Consider the following 20,014-nt stretch of genomic DNA (forward strand, 5'->3'; position numbering starts at 1 on the left):
TTACACCTCCTGCTTTTTCAAAAGCAGCATCGAAATCACACTTAGGGCCGGGAAGAATATCGCAAGCTTGATCAGTTCGGGATAAAGCTCGGCAAAGCCCAGCGCCTTGGTAAAGGTGCCGACACTGATCGACATGAAATGCGATGTCGGGATGATGGTCGAAAGCACCGCAGGCGCGCCCTCAAGCGACGAGATCGGCTGCATCATCCCTGAAAACATCACCGATGGCACCATGGTGATGATCGCTGTGCCGAACAGGGCGGCGATCTGGGTGCTGGTAAAGGACGAAATCAGAAGTCCGAGCCCGGTGGTTGCAATCACAAACAGGGTTGCACCGACCAAAAGCGTCAATCCGTTGCCACGCAACGGTACCTCGAACCAGAACAGCGCCATCGCTGTCATCAGAACAAAGTTGATCAGCCCAAGCCCGATATAGGGCAACTGTTTGCCCAGCAGGAATTCAAGTTTCGAGACCGGCGTCACATAAAGATTGGTGATCGATCCCAGTTCCTTTTCGCGCACCACGCCTACCGCCATCAGGACGGCGGGAATAAACATCAGAAGCAGGGCAATCACCGATGGCACCATGGCATAGATGCTTTTGAAATCCTGATTATAGCGATACCGGGTTTCGATCCGGATCGGCAGGGGGGATGACGCGCTGCCTTGTGCGCGACGTGCACTTTCGGCCAGATAACGTTGATGAATACCTTCGACATAGCCGTGAATCGTCTCGGCCCGAAATGGCATGGTGCCGTCAATGAACGCCCCGATTTCCGGGCTTGCCCCCCGGCCGACATCCCGTCCGAAACCGGGCGGAATTTCAATCGCCAGCGATATGTCGCCTGATAACAACCGCGCCTCAAGATCGTTATTGCTGATCAGTGCGGGTTGCTCTTCGAAATAGCGCGATCCCGACAGATTTTCGATATAGGTCCGGCTTTCGGGCGTCTGATCGCGATCCAAAACCGCATAGGTCAGGTTTTCAACGTCAAAGGTAATGCCGTAACCAAAGACCGGCATCAGGATCGCCGTCCCGATCAGGGCAAACATCAACCGGATCGGATCGCGGATCAGTTCCATGGTCTCGCGCAGTGAATAGGCCCATAGCCGTCTCGGGCTGAAGATCGATGCCTTTGCCGGTTTCCAGTGATCAGGCTGGATATCATCGCCTGCAATCTGATCGGGGTCCGGTTCAGGTGCGCTTTCCTGTTCGCCGCTGGCTTCCACCAGATAGCTGATAAAGGCTTCTTCAAGTGTCGCACATCCTCGCCCCCTGGTAATGGCGTCGGGTGTGTCGCTGATCAGAACCTTGCCCGCATGCATCAGCGATATGCGATCACATCGCTCGGCCTCATTCATGAAATGGGTGGAAATAAAGATCGTCACGCCCTGTTTGCGTGAAAGCTCGACCAGCAATTCCCAGAACCCGTCACGCGCCACCGGGTCCACACCCGATGTCGGTTCATCAAGGATCAGGATTTCCGGATCGTGAATGATCGCAACGGCAAGCGACAGGCGCTGCCGCACACCAAGTGGCAGGCGTTCGGACAGATCGTCGTGATATTCACTGAGCCCGAACCGGTCTGAAAGTTCGGCAATCCGCGGTTTGATCTGATCATCGGGGAGGTGAAACAGCCTTGCATGCAGCTCAAGGTTCTGAAGAACGGTCAGTTCGGAATAAAGTGAAAAGGCCTGACTCATGTAGCCAACCCGACGGCGCAGTTCGATATCCTGCCCGTCAACCGGTTTGCCAAAAAGTTCTGCCGTGCCTTCGGTCGCTGCCAAAAGCCCGGTCAGCATCTTCATGGTCGTGGTCTTGCCACAGCCATTTGATCCGAGGAACCCGAAAATCTCGCCTTTTTCGATCCGGAAACTGACATTGTCGACAGCGGTAAAATTGCCAAATCGCTGGGTCAGGTTTTCGGCAACGATGGCCGGTATGTCGCCATTTTCCGTGCGGGGCGGAATGATCAGCTCATGATGCCCGCTGCGTTCTTCTTCGGGTAAAAGCGCGATGAAGGCTGCTTCAAGGCTCTCGGTCCCCGTCCGGCTTAAAATCTCGTCGGCACTACCGGTCGCCAATACCTTGCCGTCATTCATCGCAATCAGATGATCAAACCGGGCGGCTTCATCCATATAGGCGGTGGCGACCAGAACCGTCATTTCGCTTCGGGTTTCGCGGATGGCATCAATCAGCAGCCAGAACTGCCGACGCGACAGGGGATCAACCCCGGTGGTCGGTTCATCAAGGATCAGGATATCGGGATCATGAATAAGTGCGCAGCAAAGCCCCAGTTTCTGTTTCATCCCGCCCGAAAGCTTGCCCGCCGGGCGCTCGGTAAACGGCGCCAGTCCGGTTGCCCTGGTCAGCGACGCAATGCGTTCATTGCGTTCACGCTTGCCCTGACCGAACAGACGCCCAAAGAAATCAAGGTTCTCGCGGATCGTCAGGTCCATATAAAGGTTCTTGCCAAGCCCCTGGGGCATATAGGCAATCCGGGGCAGGACCGCATTGCGATGCGCGCTGTCGCTCATGGATCCGCCCAGTGTCTCGACCAGCCCGTCCTGACCTTTACGCGCCCCGGATATCAGGGCAAGGGCCGATGATTTCCCCACACCATCGGGGCCGATAAAGCCCACAGTCTGTCCGGTCGGAATTTCCAGATGGATATGATCAAGGGCTGTGACCTTGCCATAGCGATGGCAAACATCACGAAGCCGCACGGCAAAATCAGTGCCGTGATCAGGATGCGCCACCACGCCCGCCATTATTGCAGGCTCTGGCGAAGGGTGGCGTCATCGGGCACATTGGGGGTGAATTCGGCGGGCCAGTCATTATGATCGGCCAGCATGATATAGGCCTCACCCGGAAGGCCGGTTTTGACCCGCTTGATATGTTCAGAAAGCAATTCCCGATCAATGCGGATCTTGACCCGGAACATCAGCTTGTCACGTTCCGACCGCGTTTCGACTTCGCGCGGGGTGAATTGCGCATCATCGGCGACAAACGATACCCTGGCCGGGATCACAAAGCCCTGTGCTGCATCCAGAATGATGCGCGCCTCATTGCCGACAAAGGCAAGGCCTGCCTGACGGGTCGGCAGGAACACATTCATGTAAACATCGGTCAGATCAATCAACGTGATGACCGGTCCGCCACCCGATAGAACCTCGCCCGGTTCGGCAAGGCGATATTGCACACGCCCGTCACGCGGGGCTTTCAGGACAGAATCATCAATCTGGACCTGGATGCGTCTGAGTTCGGCCTCGGTCGCCTCGACATTGCGCCGGGCGCTGACCAGCCGGGCCTCGGCAGCACTGAGCGCGGCCTGTGCCACATCGCGGTCTGCGCGGCGCTGATCGACCTGTTCACGCGAAATGTTGTTGTTTTTGACCAACTCATTGGCGCGCACCAATTGCTGCTGGGCAAAGGAAAGCTCGCTTTGGCGCTGGACAATCAGGGCCTCGGCCTCTGCAATACCCTGTTCGGCACCGGCAACTTCGGCCCGTGCACGCGCCTGACTGGCCATCAGTTCGGCGGTATCCATGCGTGCGAGAACCTGACCGGTCGTGACCGTATCGCCCTCATCGACAAGGACTTCATCAATCCGCCCGGCATATTTGGTCGCCACCCGGATTTCTTCGGCTTCAATGCGGCCATTGCCCGATGCGATATAGGATGGAAGTTCGGATTGCTGCGATTTCCAATAGGCAAAGCCGCCACCGGCCGCGGCAACAATCACGACAAGAACAATCATCAAAGAACGCAGGTTCTTCATTCCATCCTCCGGAAACGGGGCTAGGGTTCTGACCCTCGAACATGTAGGCAAGGAATTTACAATCTCGGATCGTATTATCTGACCAGAGTTCGCTTACGCTTGCAATGTCCGATTTTCTGGAATGATCCTAATGGGTTGCCGCACTGCATTCTTTGATGTCGAGCAAATTAGAAAGTACCAGTTTGCGAAGGTTCACATCTCAAGATCAAACACCACCAACCCCGACAGCCCGCCGTCAAGCATCCCGACCAGTTGCCCGCCGAGTTTCTGATGTTCGGGATGTTCAAGATAGGCGTCGCGTGCGGTGGCATCGTCAAAATCAATGCAGAAACCATGACGGAAACCCTGTTCAAGCTTTTCCGGGCTGACGGAAACGCCGCCGTCAAATCCCCGCATGCCGGGAATAAGCGTGCCAAGATTGGCAAGGGCATCAAACAGGGATGCGATGTCATCCTGTTTGATGCCGGGTTGGAATTTGACCAGAACGATATGGCGGATCATGACACTGCCTTTATGAAGGTTGACTTTGCCTGATTTCACCTTTGTTTCGTCTGGTCTGTCAACTGATCTGAACGTGATCAGCGGCCATTAAGGCTTGCGGCAATGCTGTCGCCAATGATCGAAATGCCAAGATCAAGTTCGTCCTCGGAAATGGTCAGGGGCGGGGCAATGCGGAACACGCCGCCCATGCCCGGAAGCTTGACGATATTCATGCTAAGCCCGCGTTTAAACGCTTCACGCGCAATCGCAGCGCCAAGATCATGATCAGGCGCACCACCATCCTTGACGATTTCCATACCCAGCATAAGCCCGCGTCCACGCACATCGCCAACACATGAATACTGGTCTTTCAACGCGGAAAGCCCGTCAAACAACCGTTTGCCCATCACACCGGCCCGCGCCACAAGGTTTTCCTCCGCCACAACATCAAGAACCGTGACACCCACGGCGGCGGGCAGGGGATCGGATACGTGGGTGGTATAGAAAAGATACCCCTTTTCATGGGCGGCATCCTCGATTTCGGGCGTGGTCATCACAGCCGAAAGCGGCAATCCCGCCCCGATGGTTTTTGAAAGCGTCATGATATCGGGCATCACGCCATCGCGTTCAAAGGCAAACATGGTGCCGGTACGGCCAATGCCGGTCTGGGCTTCGTCCAGAATAAGCAGCATCCCGCGTTCATGGCATTTCTGCTTAAGGGCTGCGATGTATCCCTTGGGGAGCTCCAGCATCCCGCCGCTTGACAGGATCGGTTCGGCGACAAAGGCCGCCAGATTGCCTGTCGATTGCGCATCAATCAGGGTGAAGGCGTCATCAAGCTCGGTCTGCCAGTCAAGCGACCCGTCGGCATTCCTGAAACGCGGGCGAAAGGCATTGGGGGCCGGAATGGCAAGTGATCCGACCGCGGCCGGGCCATATCCCTTACGCCCGGCACTATAGGTCGCCGATGCCGCAACCCCGGTCATCCCGTGCCAGCTTTTGGAAAACGCCACAATCTCATGCTTACCGGTGACAAGCTTTGCCATGCGAATGGCCGCTTCGTTGCTTTCTGCCCCCGTCGAAAGCAGTAAAACCCGATCCAGCCCCGGCGCAAGGGCGGCCAACCGTTCGGCCAAGGTCACCACCGGGCGGCTCAACATGCCGCTAAACAGATGGGCGACGGTTTCGATCTGCCGCTGCACGGTTTCGACGATTTTCGGGTGCCCATGCCCCAAAACCGCACTCATCTGCCCGGATGTGAAATCAAGGATCGCACGGTTATCGGCATCATAAACAAACGATCCCTTGGCACGTTCAATGATTGCGGGCTCAAACGTTCCGCCATAGCGGATCAGGTGTTTTTGGGCGGCATCCCAGAATTTCGGATCGGCATTGTTTGACATGATCGGCTCCCCGTCAGCATGTGTCTTTGATGGATGCAGGGTATCGGCTGTTGATATCATCGTAAAATTGATAATGATGGTATTCCGGTATTGGAAAAATTGATATGCGGTGGCAAAGCCATGCAAACCTTGCTTGATCTCAAACTGCTGACGACCTTTGTGCGCGCCGCCCATTCCGGGACGCTGAGCGCCACCGCGCTTCAGGTCGGGCGCACGCAATCAACCGTCACCATGCAAATTCAACGTCTTGAAGATGCGCTGGGCCAGACGCTTTTTCATCGCAGTGGCAGTGGCGTTACCTTGACCGGCAGTGGCGAACGGTTCCTTGGCTATGCCGAACGGATATTAAAACTCCATGACGAGGCAGTCTTTGCCTTTTCCGACCGGGGTCTTCGCGGTTCCATGGTATTTGGCTGTCCAGAGGATTACCTGATCGCCTTCTTCCCGGCCCTGCTCAAAAGCTTCGGGACGATCTATCCGGATGTGGAGATCAAGGTGGTTTCGGCCCCGACGCCGGAACTGCATAAAATGCTGCGCGCGCGCCAGATTGATCTGGCACTGGTCTCTGTCGCCAACCCGGACGGGGAACCTAACATCGCACGGGCCGAGCAACTTGCATGGGTAGGTGCCAAACCGACCCTTGATCTGCATGATTTCGACACAGGGATTGGAAACGGGATCGGAAACGTGATCGGAGAAGGGGCAGGCGATACCACAACATCAAGCAGTCGCATCATCCCGCTTGCCCTTCCGGCATCAAACGCGCTTGATCACAAGGCCGCCTGTGATGCCATGAACGCCGCCGGAATTCCCTACAAGATATCCTATGCCAGCAGCAGCCTGACCGGCCTGATCGCGGTGGCCCGTTCGGGACTTGCCATCAGTGTGATGATGCAAAAGGCGGTGCCCAATGACCTTTACATCCTCAAGGCGCCGCTACCGGCCTTGCCCAAGCTGGGCCTTAAGGTGATGGCAGGCGAGGGCACCCAAAACCCCGCCACAGCCGCCTTTGCCGATCACGTCAAAAACATGCTGCCGTTTTTGTAAGGGGAGGGGTGCTAGGCCTGCAAACCCGCACAGCGTGCGGTATTGCGCACATGGGCCTGCATTTCCTTGCGGGCACGGTCCGCGTCATTGTCGCGCAGGGCCGCCATGATTTTGCGATGTTCGCCAATGGATTCGCGCATGCGTTCCGGATCGGTGATCGGAATCGGCTGGCGCTGGGTTTCGGTGATCTGATCGCGCACGGTTTTGTAAAGATCACGCAACATGCTGTTGCTGCATGCCGCCACGATGGTGCCGTGGAACTCAAGGTCGGCCTCGACATTGGCAATAAGGTCCTGATCGGCCCAGCATTTTTCCATGCGGTTGGTGGCATCTTCCATGGCTTCAAACTGGGTTGCTGCCAACCGGCCGCAGGCCAGTGCCGTGATTTCACCTTCGAGGATCAGACGGGTCTGGAAAACGTCAAAAACGCTATGGGTTTCCGAATAGCGCCAAGGCGCCATATCGCCTTCTGATTTTGTGCCACCGGCGGTAACAAAGGTGCCACGTCCGGCTTCGGTCTTGATCAGGCCAAGGGTTTCGAGCGTTAAAAGGGCTTCGCGAAGCGATGCGCGACTTACCCCGAATTTCTGAGCAAATTCGCGCTGCGAGGGAATCTTTTCGCCGGGCTTCAGGGTGCCGTCCTGAATCATCCCCTGAATTTCCCGTGCCACCGATTGTGGCAAAAGGGTCCTGTTGAACATTGCTCTTCCCTCGTTCCTTGTTCTTAAAGCGAATACCGCGCTGGTTGTGTGCTTGTCACGATTTTTCTCCAACCCACTTGCAACGGTTCCGGATTTATGTTTCCTTGTGGTCTAACTGGTCTGACCAGTTAGACCAGTAGTTATCAGGGATATCGAAAAACACAAGGATAATAAAATGAAGCTCTTTTCATATGTTGCGGCTTCCGTTGTCGGTGGGGTTCTTGCGATGGGTGTCGCAAGCTCGGCCAATGCCGCCGATCTGACGGTCGGGGCGAATATCGGCAACGTTCCGTGGGAATTCGAAACCGCAGACGGCACCGTGGTTGGCTTTGAAGTCGATCTGGTCAATGAAATCGCCAAGCGTCTGGGCAAAAGCGTCGAATTCGTCAACATTCCGTTCAACGGTCTGTTCCCGGCGGTGCAATCGGGCCGTATCGACATGGCAGTTTCCTCGATCACCATCACCGACAAGCGGCTTGAGTCTGTGACCTTCGCACAGCCATATTACGATAGTGACCAGTCCCTGACCGCGACCGCAGCAGGCGGTGTCACCGGTCTCGATGCCATGAAGGGCAAGGTTGTCGGTGTTGATACCGGCTCCACGGGGGATATGTGGGTCACCAAAAACGGTGGCGAATATGGCATCGAAGATGTCCGTCGCTACGAAGGCCTTTCGCCTGCGATGCTTGACCTGACCGCAGGCCGTATTGACGGCTATATCAGCGACATTCCGGCACTGCTTTACTACGTCAAGGACAAGCCGAGCCTCAAGGTTGTTGAGCGCATCACCACGGGTGAAAAATACTCGATCATGTTCAACAAGGATGCCCCGCTGGCAACCGAGGTCAATGACGTGATCACCGAACTGAAAAAAGAAGGATTCATCGCCGGTCTGCATGAAACCTGGTTCGGTGCCGTTCCCGAAGACACCACCTCGACGGTCAAAGTGCTCGATATGCCGACCCTGAAATAATCGCGCATATCGCACATCAACCCTGCCGGTGATGCCCCCGATATTGGCATGCGGCTCCCGGCATTGTCGGCAGGGTGAATTTGAACTGGTGGTGAAATGGATTTATTTTCGACTTTCTTTAACATCCCCGTACTGGTTGCCAGCCTGCCGCAATTGCTAAACGGCCTGCTTGTGACCATCGGGATTGGTATCACAAGTATTATTGCCGGTCTGATCGGCGGTCTTTTTCTGGCGGTTTTGCGGCTTTATGCCGGGCCGGTGACCAATGCGCTGGTGCGCGGATATATTGATGTTTTCCGCTCGATCCCGCTTCTGGTGCTTTTGATCATTGTTTATTACGCGCTGCCTTTTGTGGGCATTCGTCTGTCGCCGTTCTTTTCGGCGGTGACGGCGCTGACACTGGTTTCGGCGGCCTATACCGCAGAAATCTTCCGCGCCGGGATCGAAGCCATCCCCAAAGGCCAGTTCGAGGCATCCGCCGCCCTTGGTCTTTCCAACCGCTATACCATGACCGATGTGATTCTGCCCCAGGCGATCCGCATCGTTATCCCGCCACTGACCAATAACTGCATCAACGTTCTCAAGGACACCGCACTGGCATCGGTTGTTGCCATGCCCGACCTGCTCAAACAGGCAACACAGGCACAGGCCCTTTCTGCCAACCCGACGCCACTGATCGGGGCGGCTGTGATCTATCTGATCTTGCTGTTGCCGATGGTGCGTTTCGTCGCCCGTCTTGAAAAACGTTTTAGCCGCGGGAGAACATGATGAAAGCGCCCCTGATCAAAATCAAAAACCTCCGCAAGGCCTATGGCAATTTCACTGTCCTGCACGGCATCGATCTTGAAATTTCGCAGGGCGAGGTGGTTTGCGTCGTCGGGCCTTCGGGATCTGGCAAATCAACGCTGATCCGCTGCATCAACCATCTCGAACCGTTCGAGGATGATGGCGAGATCATTGTTGATGGCATCCCGGTGCGCCCCGGTCGCGATCTTGCCGATGTCCGGGCCGAAGTCGGCATGGTGTTTCAGTCTTTCAACCTGTTCCCGCACATGACCGTTTTGCGCAATGTCATGCTGGCCCCGATCCGGGTCCGCAAAATGAACGAAGCCGATGCCGAAAAACGTGCGCGCGATCTGCTTGAACGTGTGGGCATTTCGGTGCAGGCCGATAAATATCCCGGTCAGCTCTCCGGTGGGCAGCAACAGCGCGTCGCCATTGCCCGTGCGCTTGCCATGGAACCCAAGGTGCTTTTGTTTGATGAACCCACATCGGCCCTTGATCCGGAAATGGTCGGCGAGGTGCTTGACGTGATGAAAAAGCTCGCCGGGACTGGTGTGACCATGGTCGTCGTTACCCATGAAATGGGCTTTGCCCGTCAGGTCGCCGACCGGGTGCTGTTCATGGATGGTGGCAACATCATCGAGGCAGGCACGCCCACCGAAATATTCGACGCCCCCAAAGAAGAACGCACGCGGAATTTCCTCCACGCCGTTCTCGATCATTAAAAATAGAAACCATACACCCGGAGGATGCCTTTCATGGCAAACACACGCACCCTTGATATGGATTATGTCCACAGCCAGTTTCCTGCACTTTCAAATGGCTGGACGTTCTTTGACAATGCCGGGGGATCGCAGATCCTGACCAAGGCGCTCGATCGCATCAACAGCTTCCTGATCAATCGTAATGTGCAGATCGGCGGGTCTTACGAGGTTTCCAAACTCGCAGCCGAGGCCCTTCTTGATGCCCGCAAAAGTGCGGCACAGCTGGTCAATGCATCGCGCCCCGAGGAAATCATTTTCGGTGCGTCGACCACCGTTCTTGTGCAAAATCTTGCCCGCGCCATGCGCAGCCAGTTTGCCGCTGGCGATGAAATCGTTGTTACCATCAGCGATCATGAATCCAATATCGGGCCGTGGGTGGCACTGGAAGAATTCGGCGTGAAAATCCGCTTCTGGGAACCCGATGCCAAGACCGGGCGACTGCATCTTGACGGGCTTAAGGCCGTGATGACCGACAAGACCAAACTGGTCTGTGTCACCCATGTGTCAAACATTGTCGGTGAAATCAATCCGGTGCGTCAGTTCGCCGATTATGCCCATGCCAATGGTGCGAAAATCTGCATTGATGCGGTGGCCTATGCGCCACACCGCGCAATTGATGTGCAGGCCTTTGACGCCGATTATTATGTCTTTAGCCTCTATAAAACCTATGGTCCGCACGGGGCGATGATGTACGGGAAGTATGACCTGCTTCTCGAACTTGATACGCTTTATCATTACTTCTATGGCAAGGATAAAGTGCCCGGAAAGCTCGAGCCCGGCAATCCCAGCTATGAAATGGCCTATTCGGTGTGCGGTATTGTCGATTACCTGTGCGAACTGGGCGAACGGGCCGGGGAAACCGGATCGGTGCGTGACAAAATCGTTGCCGCCTATGAGGCCATCACAAATCAGGAAAATGCCCTGACCGACCGGTTGCTGTCATACTTGCGCGGGCGCAATGATTGCGTCGTGATCGGGCAGGCCGACAATCGCGACGGCACGCGCATTCCAACCATCAGTTTCCGGTTCGATAATCGCAACGCCGAGGAAGTCTGCAAGATCATTGACCGCGAAAAAATCGCCATCCGCTTTGGGGATTTTCATTCCCGCCGTCTGGTCGAATTTTTGGGCCTGTCTGATAATGGCGGCGCAGTTCGTGTTTCCATGGTGCATTATAACACCATCGAACAGGTGGACCGTCTGACCGCGGCCTTTGACCGTCTGCTTGATACAACCGATCAATAAAGGGGGCAGGCCACATCATGCAGTTTGACCGCATCATCAAAAACGGCACCATCGTCACCGCCAGCGATACTTATGTCGCCGATCTTGGCATCAAGGATGGCAGGATTTCTGCCATCGCTGCCTCCCTTGACGGGGCGGATGATATTGTCGATGCCACCGGGCTTTATGTCATGCCAGGCGGGATCGACAGCCACGTCCATATTGATCAGCCATCCGGCGATGGCATCGTCATGGCCGATGATTTCGAAAGCGGCACACGCTCGGCCGCCATTGGCGGCAATACCTCGATCCTTGCTTTCTGCATGCAGGAAAAGGGCGACAGTCTGCGCCATTCGCTTGATGTCTATCACGGCAAGGCGGATGGCAATTGCCATATTGATGTGGCCTTCCACCTGATCGTCACCGATCCGACGCCGTCGGTTCTGGGGCAGGAACTCCCGGCCCTGGTCGAGGACGGCTATACCTCCTTCAAGGTCTTCATGACCTATGAAAACCTCCGTCTGCGCGATGATGAAATCCTTGATACGCTTGACGCTGCGCGCAATACCGGCGCGCTGGTTCTGGTGCATTGCGAGAACGAGGACGCCATTCGCTTCCTGATCGGCCAGCACGAGGCCGCCGGCGAATTCTCCGCCAAATCCCACGCCACCACGCGCCCCATTGCCGCCGAACGCGAAGCCACCCATCGCGCTTTGTCATTGGCCGAAATCGTCGATACCCCGATTGTCATCGTCCATGTCTCCAACCAACAGGCGATGGAAGAAATCGAACGCGCGCGCGTGCGCGGCAGCAAGGTCGTCGGCGAAACCTGCCCGCAATATCTCATGCTGACGGCTGATGACCTTGATCAGGATGAGCTTGAGGGTGCCAAATTCGTCTGCTCCCCGCCGCCACGTGACAAGGAAAGTCAGGACGCCTGTTGGGATGGTCTGGAACGCGGCGTGTTTGACCTGTTCTCGTCCGACCATTGCCCGTTCCGCTTTAACGACCCGGAAGGCAAGCTCAATGAAAAGGGCAAGAAAAGCTTCCGCTGGATCCCCAATGGCATCCCGGGCGTCGCAACGCGTTTGCCAATCCTGTTTTCCGAAGGCGTGCAAAAAGGCCGCATCGACCTCAACCGCTTTGTCGCGCTTACGGCCACCAACCACGCCAAACTCTATGGCATGTACCCGCAAAAGGGCACGATCGCGATTGGCTCGGACGCCGACCTCGCCCTTTGGGACCCGAACAAAAACGTCACCATCACCAACGACATCCTGCAACAGGGCTGCGACTACAGCCCCTATGAAGGCCTCCAAGTCAAAGGATGGCCCGTCCACACCATCGTGCGCGGCAAAACCGTGGTCAAGGACGGCGAAGTCACCGGCCAAAAGGGCGATGGCAAATATCTGCCACGGCAGAAATCAAATTTGGTGACCTCAACGCCGGTCTGATCAAACAGGCTTAACCTGCCGCCGCCACGCATCGTTATTCCCGCTTAGGGCCTGTGCGCCCGCAGTGGCGGGTACGGGAATCTCGTGCCACACGCACCAACAGTAAGGCAGCGCTCTTAATTGGCGCTGCCTTCTTGGTTCTCTGCCAATTAGTGGTCGGTCATTGGCAAGCAGATGCGAGAAGCCGTCTCAAGCTATCCCATCACCCTCAATTAGAAGCTGTATTATGTACTGTTTATTGATTCTTTGGGGGGAAATCCGCTACCTTAACGCGAATTGTTATGGGGGGGGACGTGAAGCTGGAAGACATCAAGCTATCAGATTTACGGGTTAACAGTGCCAATGACAGGCATGGTGAACTTGTAGATGAAGACGCAGCCATTGAATGGTTGTTGAAGCACCGAACACTCCATATGCAAAACCTTGCTAAAGACATTATCTCAACTGGCGAAATTTACGAACCTCCGCTAGTTCACCCTCATAATGGGCATTTCATAGTTTATGATGGCAACCGCCGAACCACCGTTCTGAAGCTCTTGGACGATCCGCAGCGTGCGCCCTCGTCGGATTGGGCAGAATTCTTTTCTGATTTGAGAAAGAATTGGACAGGTGCGTTTCCATCAACTGTCGAATGCCAGATAGAAGAAGACCGCGATAGGTTAGATGAAATTCTCTATCGCCGCCACACAGGGCAACAAAGTGGTGTAGGTCAAAGCCAATGGGATGCGGAAGCCAAATCCAACTTTGAAAAAAGAACGGGTAAGAAGACCAAGATCAACGTTGCGGAAGAGATTGAAAGATTGTTGGTAAGCTCAGGGAGGCTTGAGAACGAATTAAAAATCCCGCGTTCAAACCTGAACAGATTGCTATCTGCTGAGCAATTCCGCAATCGGGCTGGTATTGCCGTCGATTCTAACAAACTCAGATATACGCATGCTGAAGAAAAGGTTTTGAATGCACTTGAACGTATAGCCCGAGATTTGGCATCTCGAACTATTACGCTTGAAGATATTTGGGATAATGATTCAAAACGCGCTTATCTCAATAAGCTTGATCAAGAAAAAGTCCTTCCTCGATCCGAAGATGCACTTGCCAGAACCGCTCCGGCAAAAGCTAAGTCTACTCAAACAAAGACGTCCCAGACAAAGACATTTCATAACGAAAGCAAGCCCTCATCCGATCCGGGTAAGCGGCGTCATTTGATTCGAAATTTGGATTTCGGGTTGCAGCAGACACAAAACAACCGGAAGATTTTAGACATCTTCAACGAGTTGCAGCATCGGCTGAAGTTTGACGAACATGATAATGCCATCGCTGTATTGTTCCGTGTGTTATTAGAACTATCGCTTGAGCACTACATCAAGGGTGCAAGCGTCCCAGATATTCAAAAAGGCGAGAATCTATCTGGCAAGTATCGGAAAGCCCTCAGACATATGTTTGAAGCCGGAAAATTTGAGAAGAAGCAGTTCGAGGCTCTCAAAAAATTTGAAAAGGGCGATCCGTTGTTCTCAACGACTACGCTGCATTCATACGTTCACAGCGCCGATTTCTTCCCGTCGGATCATCACTTAAAGAGCATGTGGGATACTCTCGAGGGTTTCATTGTGAATTGTCTTAAAGCTTAGTTCTATTCCGGTTTATGGGCTAGGAGGCATTGTCCAACGCACTTAGCCAATCTTGCCAAGCTCTTCTTTCAGACGGCCCAAGTTTGAGCGACATATTTCTAAACTGCTTGTGTCGCTCCTTTCTGAATAAATCTCTTCAGCCTCCTCAAAGCTTTCGATCGCTCTCTCTAGATCGTGCTTCTCAGTGTCACCCTTCATTCTAACCGCATGATTTCCATAAACTGCGCCAATTCGACATCTAATATAGGCGTAGCGTTCCGGTTCAACCTCTGCGGTAATAAACTCTAGGGATTGAAAGTAAGCGTCCAAGCATCGCACAGAGAAAATTTCATACATTTCTTCATTTGAAAATAGTGCGTGAACGTAAAGAACCTCACCCAGCAAGAAATGAAGCTCTGCCAATTGATATGGCAAACGGGTGTTTGAAAAAAATTCACGGCACTGCATGAATTTGCTGATTGCTAACAGCCGGAGAAATTCAGATTTTCGTGAACTTTCTTCCAATGCTTGGGACTGAGAAAAGAATATTTGCCCCAAATTTATGCTCGCCGAAATTAGAGCCTCAATGTCGAAGTTTTCCCTCGCGCATATCTCTGAGGCTGAGAAAACTTCCCTTGCTCGCTTCATTGCCTCCGGCGAATGGGAAGCTTGGTGAAAACCGGATTTCTTGAGTATTGCAGCACCAAGGCTGTTTGCAACATAGGAAAATATTGGTCTACTGTTTTTGGCTTGCTCAAGCCTATCATAAGCGTCGGACAAGATTTCAATAGCTGTATCAATGTGTGAGTGGTCTTGCGCGAGCCCATAAATATCAAGAAAACTGTTCGCCAAGGCAACTTGAGCCGATGGGAGATCATATTCGCTGTCATCCTCAAGCTGACTGAACAGTTTTACTGCTTCTCTAGCATGATCGATACTGGACTCCAGCACTCGTAATCTTTCTGCATCAACCAGATCAAGGCCATGTTGCCGAAGGGCCATCGATGTTTTGAGATGCAAACCAGCGAGGACAACATCAGAGATTTCTGCATTTTCAATTTCAACAAGGCATCGGTTTAACAAATCAACAGAGATCCAAACGTGAGGGAATGCTGATCGGCGGCTTCCTTCGTACATCTGCCCGGCCAACTCTTCGAACAGTGTTATCATTTCAAGTTTGTCAAAGTGAGATAGATACAATGCTGCGCGTTCATAACACTGATAGCAGAGATTCAAGTCATCTTGTAAGAACGCGCAATTGCCTCTCGTTATGCTAATTGATGCTTGTTTACGAATCTGCTTGATCGTCTTTTCTTGTAACTGCGTATCTTCTGCAATTTTCAAGAAGCTCATGGCACCTTCAATGTTGCCGGCGTCTATTTGAGAGGATGCGTTTTGTATTGAATTAGAGATGCCTTCTGAAGACTTTAGGATTTCGTTCATTTGTTGTTTTAGGCTGACATATTCTCGCGCCTTGCTTTCTAGGAATTTAGTTATCTCGTCAAAGTTTGCACGCGGGTTTTCGTTTTCAAACTGTTCGGCGACTGTCCGAAGTGTGCTTTCTATATGTGCGTAAGCTTCAGTTAGGTCGTCATCTGGATGATAGTTTGCTTCTTCAGCACACTTTGCGATCTCGGATTCAGAAACTCCTAGCGCAACTAACAGAGGATCAATCGTCCTTGGATGCGGGTTGGAAACTGTTCCGTTTTCTAGTTCACTAATTCGCCGAACTTTCGAGGCGCTTCCAAATGCGTCCTCAGACAACTGCAACTGGGTTAACCCCAGAGCCTTTCGCTTGCGCAGTATTAGTCCGCCGATCAGTTGACCAAACGATTTCGACATAATCCGCATAAACTCCGCATATTTTCCGTTTGTGAACCGCAAAACTACAGAGCACAAAAGTATCAAAGTTTTCCCGTTCGTCGAGTGGCAGAGGTTCTAAGCCCCTCAACCAAGATGAGAGGAAAACATGAAGGTAAGCAAAGTAATAACAGTTTTTTCGACAATCATTGCGTTACTGGCTGTTCTGTACCCAGAGCTCCTGCTTTTTTCGGTAATATCAGCGCTATTTTCAGCATTGATAGCGCTAGATGAATAGTCTGGAGATTAAGGTATTCGCAAACTACTTCCGAAAATAATCTACAACGCACTTACGACGATTGCTCGAATGGATGCTAAGGCTTCGTGCCATAATAGCGGCCGAACTGACAGCGGCACGAGTAGCCGGTCATCCGCATGTCTTGAGGGCAATAGGAAAGTAGATCGGTTGTCTTCGAAACTCAGCGGCTACGCAGACCCGCCGACAACCAGATCAAACACCACCAACCCGGTCACACCCCCCTCAAGCAGCCCAACCAACTGCCCGCCCAAGGTCTTGTGCTCTGGATGTTCCAGATAAGCATCACGTGCCGCGGCATCTTCAAAATCAATTGAAAAACCGTGGCAGAAGCCTTGTTCCAGCCCCTCCGGGCTGACCGAAACGCCGCCGTCAAAGCCGCGCATGCCGGGGAGGTGGCTTTTGAGGTCTGCCAGCTTGGCAAACAGGCTGTCGATTTCGGCTTTGGTAACCTCGGCCTTGAATTTGGTCAGAACGATGTGACGGATCATGGGGTTTCCTATGCAATAAGTTTGGCGAGGTATTCGACCGGATGCTGCGGCTTGACCCCTTCATAGCGATCGACCTGACAGCGGCAGGAATAGCCGGTCACCAGCATGTTTTGCGCCCCCGTGGCATCGACTTTCTTTTTCCAGCTCAGGTCATAAAGCTCGCGCGAGGTTTCCTGATGGCGGGTTTCGTGGCCGTAAACGCCCGCCATGCCGCAGCAGCCGGTTTTCTCCGCCGTCAGTTTAAGCCCAAAGGCCTCAAAGATTTTCTGCCATTTGACGCCGACATCGGGGATCGATGTTTTTTCCGTGCAATGGGGGAACAGGCTTGCCGGAATATTTATGTTAACGGCGTTATCAATTTTGGGTGCGATCAGGCGACCATCACTGATCTCGCCCGCCAGCCATTCATGGAACAGATGTACGCGATAGTCCGGGCGGTCTGAAAGGCGCTGGGCATATTCCTGGCGATAGGTCAGGGTCACGCTGGCCTCGATGCCGACCATGGCGACACCGGATTTGGCCAGACGGCCATAAACGATATCGTTTTGCCTGGCCTGATAATCGAATTTCTTCAGGAAGCCTTTGACATGCATGGCCTTGCCATTGGGGCGATAGGGCGGCACAAACACCCGGTATCCAAGGCGTTGCAGCAAATCGACATGGGCAAGGAACACGTCGGTGTCATAATGCGTGGTAAAGCAATCCTGCAGGATAATCACCGACCTGGCCTTTTCATCGACACTCAGCGCATCAAGATCAGCCTGCCGGAATTTGCCAATGCCGCGCGCGCGCAAGCCCGATTTAAGGCCTTGGCTATGAAGCTTCGGCAAGTCGGTCAGGCCGATGAAACGCTTGAAAATCCAGGGCATCGGCGGGATTGATTGCAGGGCATTGAACAGGCCGGGCGCGCTTGCCAGAAGCGGGGCCATATATTCAAGTTTCGCAATGACATAATCCTTCACCGGGCGCTTGTAGCGGGTGTGATATGTCTCCAAAAACCGGGATTTCATTTCCGGGATATCGACCTTGACCGGGCATTGCCCCGCACAGGCCTTGCATGACAGGCAACCGGCCATCGATTCATAGACATCGTGCGAGAAATCGCGCCCGTTGATCACCGCCAGATCCTGGTTCATTGGATCGGTGCCGACCGAAAGCTGCCGGATCCATTCGCGCAGCATCCCGGCGCGGCCCTTGGGCGAATGCACACGTGATCGCGTGACCTTATAGGACGGGCACATGGCATCCATCAGATCCCAGTTAAAGCACGCCCCGTTGCCGTTACAGCGCGTCGCATTAAGGTATTCATCGCGAAGGGCATCTTCGATCTGGCGGTCAAGCTGCCCGCGCATCGGGGCTTCGTCGATTTTGGTGATCGGAATGTTTTTACTGTACGGCGATGCGATCTTGCCGGGGTTTAATTGCCCTTCCGGATCAAAGGCTTCCTTGATCCGCCTGAGAACATCATAAAGCTCCGGCCCGAAATAGATCGGGCTGTATTCGCCGCGGAAACCCTTGCCATGTTCGCCCCAGATCAGGCCGTTATAGCGCTTGGTGAGTTCGGCGACCGCGTCCGATACCCGGCGCAGGCGCGCTTCGTCTTCTTCATCTACCATATCCAAAAGCGGGCGCACATGCAGGCACCCGACATCGACATGGCCAAACATGCCGTAATCAAGGCCTTCGGCATCAAGGAGGCTGCGGAATTCGGCGATGAAATCGGCAAGGTTTTCGGGCGGGACGGCGGTATCTTCGACGAATGGTGTCGCGCGGCGTTTGCCTTCAAGATTGCCGAGCAAGCCCACCGATTTGGCCCGGATTGACCAGATCGCAGCAATCTGGCCGGGGTCGGTTGCCTGCACAAAGCCAATCGGGGCGTAATCCGTGTCGGGATTGCCATCAAGGTATGCGCGCAGTTCGTCCTGCTTGGCGGCGACTTCTTCGGGGGTTTCGCCGACAAATTCAACGACGTTAAAGCCGCGTGTGGCAACAGCACTGTTTTCCGTGCCCAAAAGCTTGCCCAGCATGTGCCAGCTTTCATCCTGTTCGGCCAGTTTCATGACCTTGTCATCAATGCTTTCAATCGCAACAGGATCAAATTTTACAAGGGCTTGGACGTGACGAAGCGCGCTATCAAAGCTGTCATACCGGACAACGGTGATGGCCTTGTGCTTGGGCAGCGGAATGACGCGGAAGGTGATTTCCTTGACCATGCCAAGGCTGCCTTCGGCCCCGGCAATCAGGAAGGAAAGGTTCATATCCCCCTGATCAGAAACGGCTTCTTTCAGGTTGTAGCCGGTCAATCCCCGGTTCATTTCCGGGAAGGTGGCATTGATCTGATCGCGACGCGGGAATATTTCGTCATGGACCTTGCGATAAAGCCGACCGGTGCGGTCATCGCGATCCATGATTTCCCTGGCTTCTGAGGCACTTAACGCACGGGTGTTGAAATCGGTGCCATCAATCAGGACCGTGGTCATGTCATGGATATAGTGGCTGGTTTTGCCATAAATCCGCGATCCCTTGCCCGAACTGTCCGATCCGATCATGCCGCCAACCGTGGCGCGGCTTGCGGTTGAAACAGCGGGCGGGAAGAAATAGCCATGGGGTTTGAGCCAGGCATTCAGCTGATCCAGCACCACGCCCGGTTCGACATGAACCAGTGCCTTTTCCTTGTCGAAACCCAGTATGTTATTGAGATACTTGGATGTATCGAGAATGATGGTGTTGTTAAGCGACTGGCCGTTGGTGCCCGTACCACCCCCGCGCGGGGTGATTTTGACCTCGCTGAATTTGTCGCGACCGGCCATTTCCATGACGATATTGATGTCATCGCGCGAACGCGGCTGCAACACGGCACGCGGCATCACCTGATAGACACTGTTATCGGTGGCATGGATCAGACGGGTTGGGAAATCGGCATGGATCTCGCCGCTAAATTTTCCTTCGGATTCAAGGGTTTTAAGGAAACTTAGCGTCAAACTGTCCAGCGACCGGTCCGGGGTCAGGCGGGGCAATTTGGCAATTACGCTTTTGGCGGCGGGCATGGTGATCTCTCTGTCTGCGATCCCCGGATTGGCTTCCGGTTCCGGATCGGATTTTTGGGTTGATTTACCCTATTTGACCCTATCAGGATTAATTGGACAAATTGAAAATTCCGAATGATTATTAGTTTGAGCCTAATAATCGAAG

Annotated in this window: 15 protein-coding genes; 7 read left to right on the top strand and 8 right to left on the bottom strand. The window is 53.8% G+C overall.

The window, feature by feature from the left end:
- The 4 genes from rbbA to TH30_RS20140 form a co-directional block, all read right to left on the bottom strand.
- Nucleotides 1–2,772 (bottom strand): ribosome-associated ATPase/putative transporter RbbA, encoded by a 2,772-nt coding sequence (gene rbbA, locus TH30_RS20125; protein ID WP_114099875.1) that lies wholly within the window; start codon nucleotides 2,770–2,772, stop codon nucleotides 1–3.
- Nucleotides 2,772–3,782 (bottom strand): HlyD family secretion protein, encoded by a 1,011-nt coding sequence (locus tag TH30_RS20130; RefSeq protein WP_114099876.1) that lies wholly within the window; start codon nucleotides 3,780–3,782, stop codon nucleotides 2,772–2,774. The genes rbbA and TH30_RS20130 overlap by 1 nt, the downstream gene beginning before the upstream one ends.
- A gap of 192 nt (nucleotides 3,783–3,974) precedes the next feature.
- Nucleotides 3,975–4,322, bottom strand: coding sequence for a Dabb family protein (locus TH30_RS20135; protein WP_258548806.1), 348 nt, complete (start codon nucleotides 4,320–4,322; stop codon nucleotides 3,975–3,977).
- Between the two features lie 38 nt (nucleotides 4,323–4,360).
- Complete coding sequence (locus tag TH30_RS20140) at nucleotides 4,361–5,665, bottom strand: aspartate aminotransferase family protein (RefSeq protein WP_114099912.1); 1,305 nt, start codon at nucleotides 5,663–5,665, stop codon at nucleotides 4,361–4,363.
- Nucleotides 5,666–5,785: 120 nt separating this feature from the next.
- Between TH30_RS20140 and TH30_RS20145 the strand changes: the two genes are divergently transcribed.
- Entirely contained in the window at nucleotides 5,786–6,712 is a 927-nt protein-coding gene (locus tag TH30_RS20145; RefSeq protein ID WP_114099877.1) for a LysR family transcriptional regulator, read from the top strand.
- Nucleotides 6,713–6,723: 11 nt separating this feature from the next.
- Here TH30_RS20145 and TH30_RS20150 read toward each other — a convergent pair whose 3' ends face one another.
- Nucleotides 6,724–7,413 (bottom strand): FadR/GntR family transcriptional regulator, encoded by a 690-nt coding sequence (locus TH30_RS20150; protein WP_114099878.1) that lies wholly within the window; start codon nucleotides 7,411–7,413, stop codon nucleotides 6,724–6,726.
- Nucleotides 7,414–7,588: 175 nt separating this feature from the next.
- Here TH30_RS20150 and TH30_RS20155 point away from each other — a divergent pair, with 175 nt between their 5' ends.
- The 6 genes from TH30_RS20155 (at nucleotide 7,589) to TH30_RS20180 (ending at nucleotide 14,236) form a co-directional block, all read left to right on the top strand.
- On the top strand, nucleotides 7,589–8,386 hold the full coding sequence (locus tag TH30_RS20155; RefSeq protein WP_114099879.1) for an ABC transporter substrate-binding protein: 798 nt from the start codon (nucleotides 7,589–7,591) through the stop codon (nucleotides 8,384–8,386).
- A gap of 96 nt (nucleotides 8,387–8,482) precedes the next feature.
- Nucleotides 8,483–9,154: an amino acid ABC transporter permease gene (locus tag TH30_RS20160; RefSeq protein ID WP_114099880.1), complete on the top strand. Its 672-nt coding sequence runs from the start codon at nucleotides 8,483–8,485 to the stop codon at nucleotides 9,152–9,154.
- On the top strand, nucleotides 9,154–9,894 hold the full coding sequence (locus TH30_RS20165) for an amino acid ABC transporter ATP-binding protein (RefSeq protein ID WP_114099913.1): 741 nt from the start codon (nucleotides 9,154–9,156) through the stop codon (nucleotides 9,892–9,894). Before TH30_RS20160 ends, TH30_RS20165 begins: the two co-directional genes overlap by 1 nt.
- A gap of 33 nt (nucleotides 9,895–9,927) precedes the next feature.
- Nucleotides 9,928–11,178: a cysteine desulfurase-like protein gene (locus TH30_RS20170; protein ID WP_114099881.1), complete on the top strand. Its 1,251-nt coding sequence runs from the start codon at nucleotides 9,928–9,930 to the stop codon at nucleotides 11,176–11,178.
- A 17-nt stretch (nucleotides 11,179–11,195) separates the two neighbouring features.
- Nucleotides 11,196–12,611 (top strand): dihydropyrimidinase, encoded by a 1,416-nt coding sequence (gene hydA / locus TH30_RS20175; RefSeq protein ID WP_114099882.1) that lies wholly within the window; start codon nucleotides 11,196–11,198, stop codon nucleotides 12,609–12,611.
- A gap of 293 nt (nucleotides 12,612–12,904) precedes the next feature.
- Nucleotides 12,905–14,236, top strand: a complete 1,332-nt coding sequence (locus TH30_RS20180; protein WP_147252087.1) for a hypothetical protein — start codon at nucleotides 12,905–12,907, stop codon at nucleotides 14,234–14,236.
- Nucleotides 14,237–14,278: 42 nt separating this feature from the next.
- Here TH30_RS20180 and TH30_RS20185 read toward each other — a convergent pair whose 3' ends face one another.
- The 3 genes from TH30_RS20185 to TH30_RS20195 form a co-directional block, all read right to left on the bottom strand.
- Entirely contained in the window at nucleotides 14,279–16,057 is a 1,779-nt protein-coding gene (locus tag TH30_RS20185) for a helix-turn-helix domain-containing protein (protein WP_147252089.1), read from the bottom strand.
- Nucleotides 16,058–16,501: 444 nt separating this feature from the next.
- A complete protein-coding gene (locus TH30_RS20190) occupies nucleotides 16,502–16,822 on the bottom strand; it encodes a Dabb family protein (protein WP_114099885.1) in 321 nt (106 codons plus the stop codon).
- Nucleotides 16,823–16,830: 8 nt separating this feature from the next.
- Nucleotides 16,831–19,869 (bottom strand): FAD-binding and (Fe-S)-binding domain-containing protein, encoded by a 3,039-nt coding sequence (locus tag TH30_RS20195; protein ID WP_114099886.1) that lies wholly within the window; start codon nucleotides 19,867–19,869, stop codon nucleotides 16,831–16,833.
- Nucleotides 19,870–20,014 lie beyond the last annotated feature (145 nt).

Origin of the sequence: Thalassospira profundimaris, from assembly GCF_003326795.1 — a bacterium.
Lineage (GTDB): Bacteria > Pseudomonadota > Alphaproteobacteria > Rhodospirillales > Thalassospiraceae > Thalassospira > Thalassospira profundimaris_C.

Excerpts from the sequence above, each read along its gene's own strand:
- TH30_RS20170 (WP_114099881.1), top strand. The coding sequence starts at position 9,928 with ATGGCAAACACACGCACCCTTGATATGGATTATGTCCACAGCCAGTTT.
- TH30_RS20185 (WP_147252089.1), bottom strand. The coding sequence starts at position 16,057 with ATGTCGAAATCGTTTGGTCAACTGATCGGCGGACTAATACTGCGCAAG.
- rbbA (WP_114099875.1), bottom strand. The coding sequence starts at position 2,772 with ATGGCGGGCGTGGTGGCGCATCCTGATCACGGCACTGATTTTGCCGTG.
- TH30_RS20140 (WP_114099912.1), bottom strand. The coding sequence starts at position 5,665 with ATGTCAAACAATGCCGATCCGAAATTCTGGGATGCCGCCCAAAAACAC.
- TH30_RS20195 (WP_114099886.1), bottom strand. The coding sequence starts at position 19,869 with ATGCCCGCCGCCAAAAGCGTAATTGCCAAATTGCCCCGCCTGACCCCG.
- TH30_RS20160 (WP_114099880.1), top strand. The coding sequence starts at position 8,483 with ATGGATTTATTTTCGACTTTCTTTAACATCCCCGTACTGGTTGCCAGC.
- TH30_RS20155 (WP_114099879.1), top strand. The coding sequence starts at position 7,589 with ATGAAGCTCTTTTCATATGTTGCGGCTTCCGTTGTCGGTGGGGTTCTT.
- TH30_RS20150 (WP_114099878.1), bottom strand. The coding sequence starts at position 7,413 with ATGTTCAACAGGACCCTTTTGCCACAATCGGTGGCACGGGAAATTCAG.
- TH30_RS20130 (WP_114099876.1), bottom strand. The coding sequence starts at position 3,782 with ATGAAGAACCTGCGTTCTTTGATGATTGTTCTTGTCGTGATTGTTGCC.
- TH30_RS20145 (WP_114099877.1), top strand. The coding sequence starts at position 5,786 with ATGCAAACCTTGCTTGATCTCAAACTGCTGACGACCTTTGTGCGCGCC.
- hydA (WP_114099882.1), top strand. The coding sequence starts at position 11,196 with ATGCAGTTTGACCGCATCATCAAAAACGGCACCATCGTCACCGCCAGC.
- TH30_RS20165 (WP_114099913.1), top strand. The coding sequence starts at position 9,154 with ATGAAAGCGCCCCTGATCAAAATCAAAAACCTCCGCAAGGCCTATGGC.
- TH30_RS20190 (WP_114099885.1), bottom strand. The coding sequence starts at position 16,822 with ATGATCCGTCACATCGTTCTGACCAAATTCAAGGCCGAGGTTACCAAA.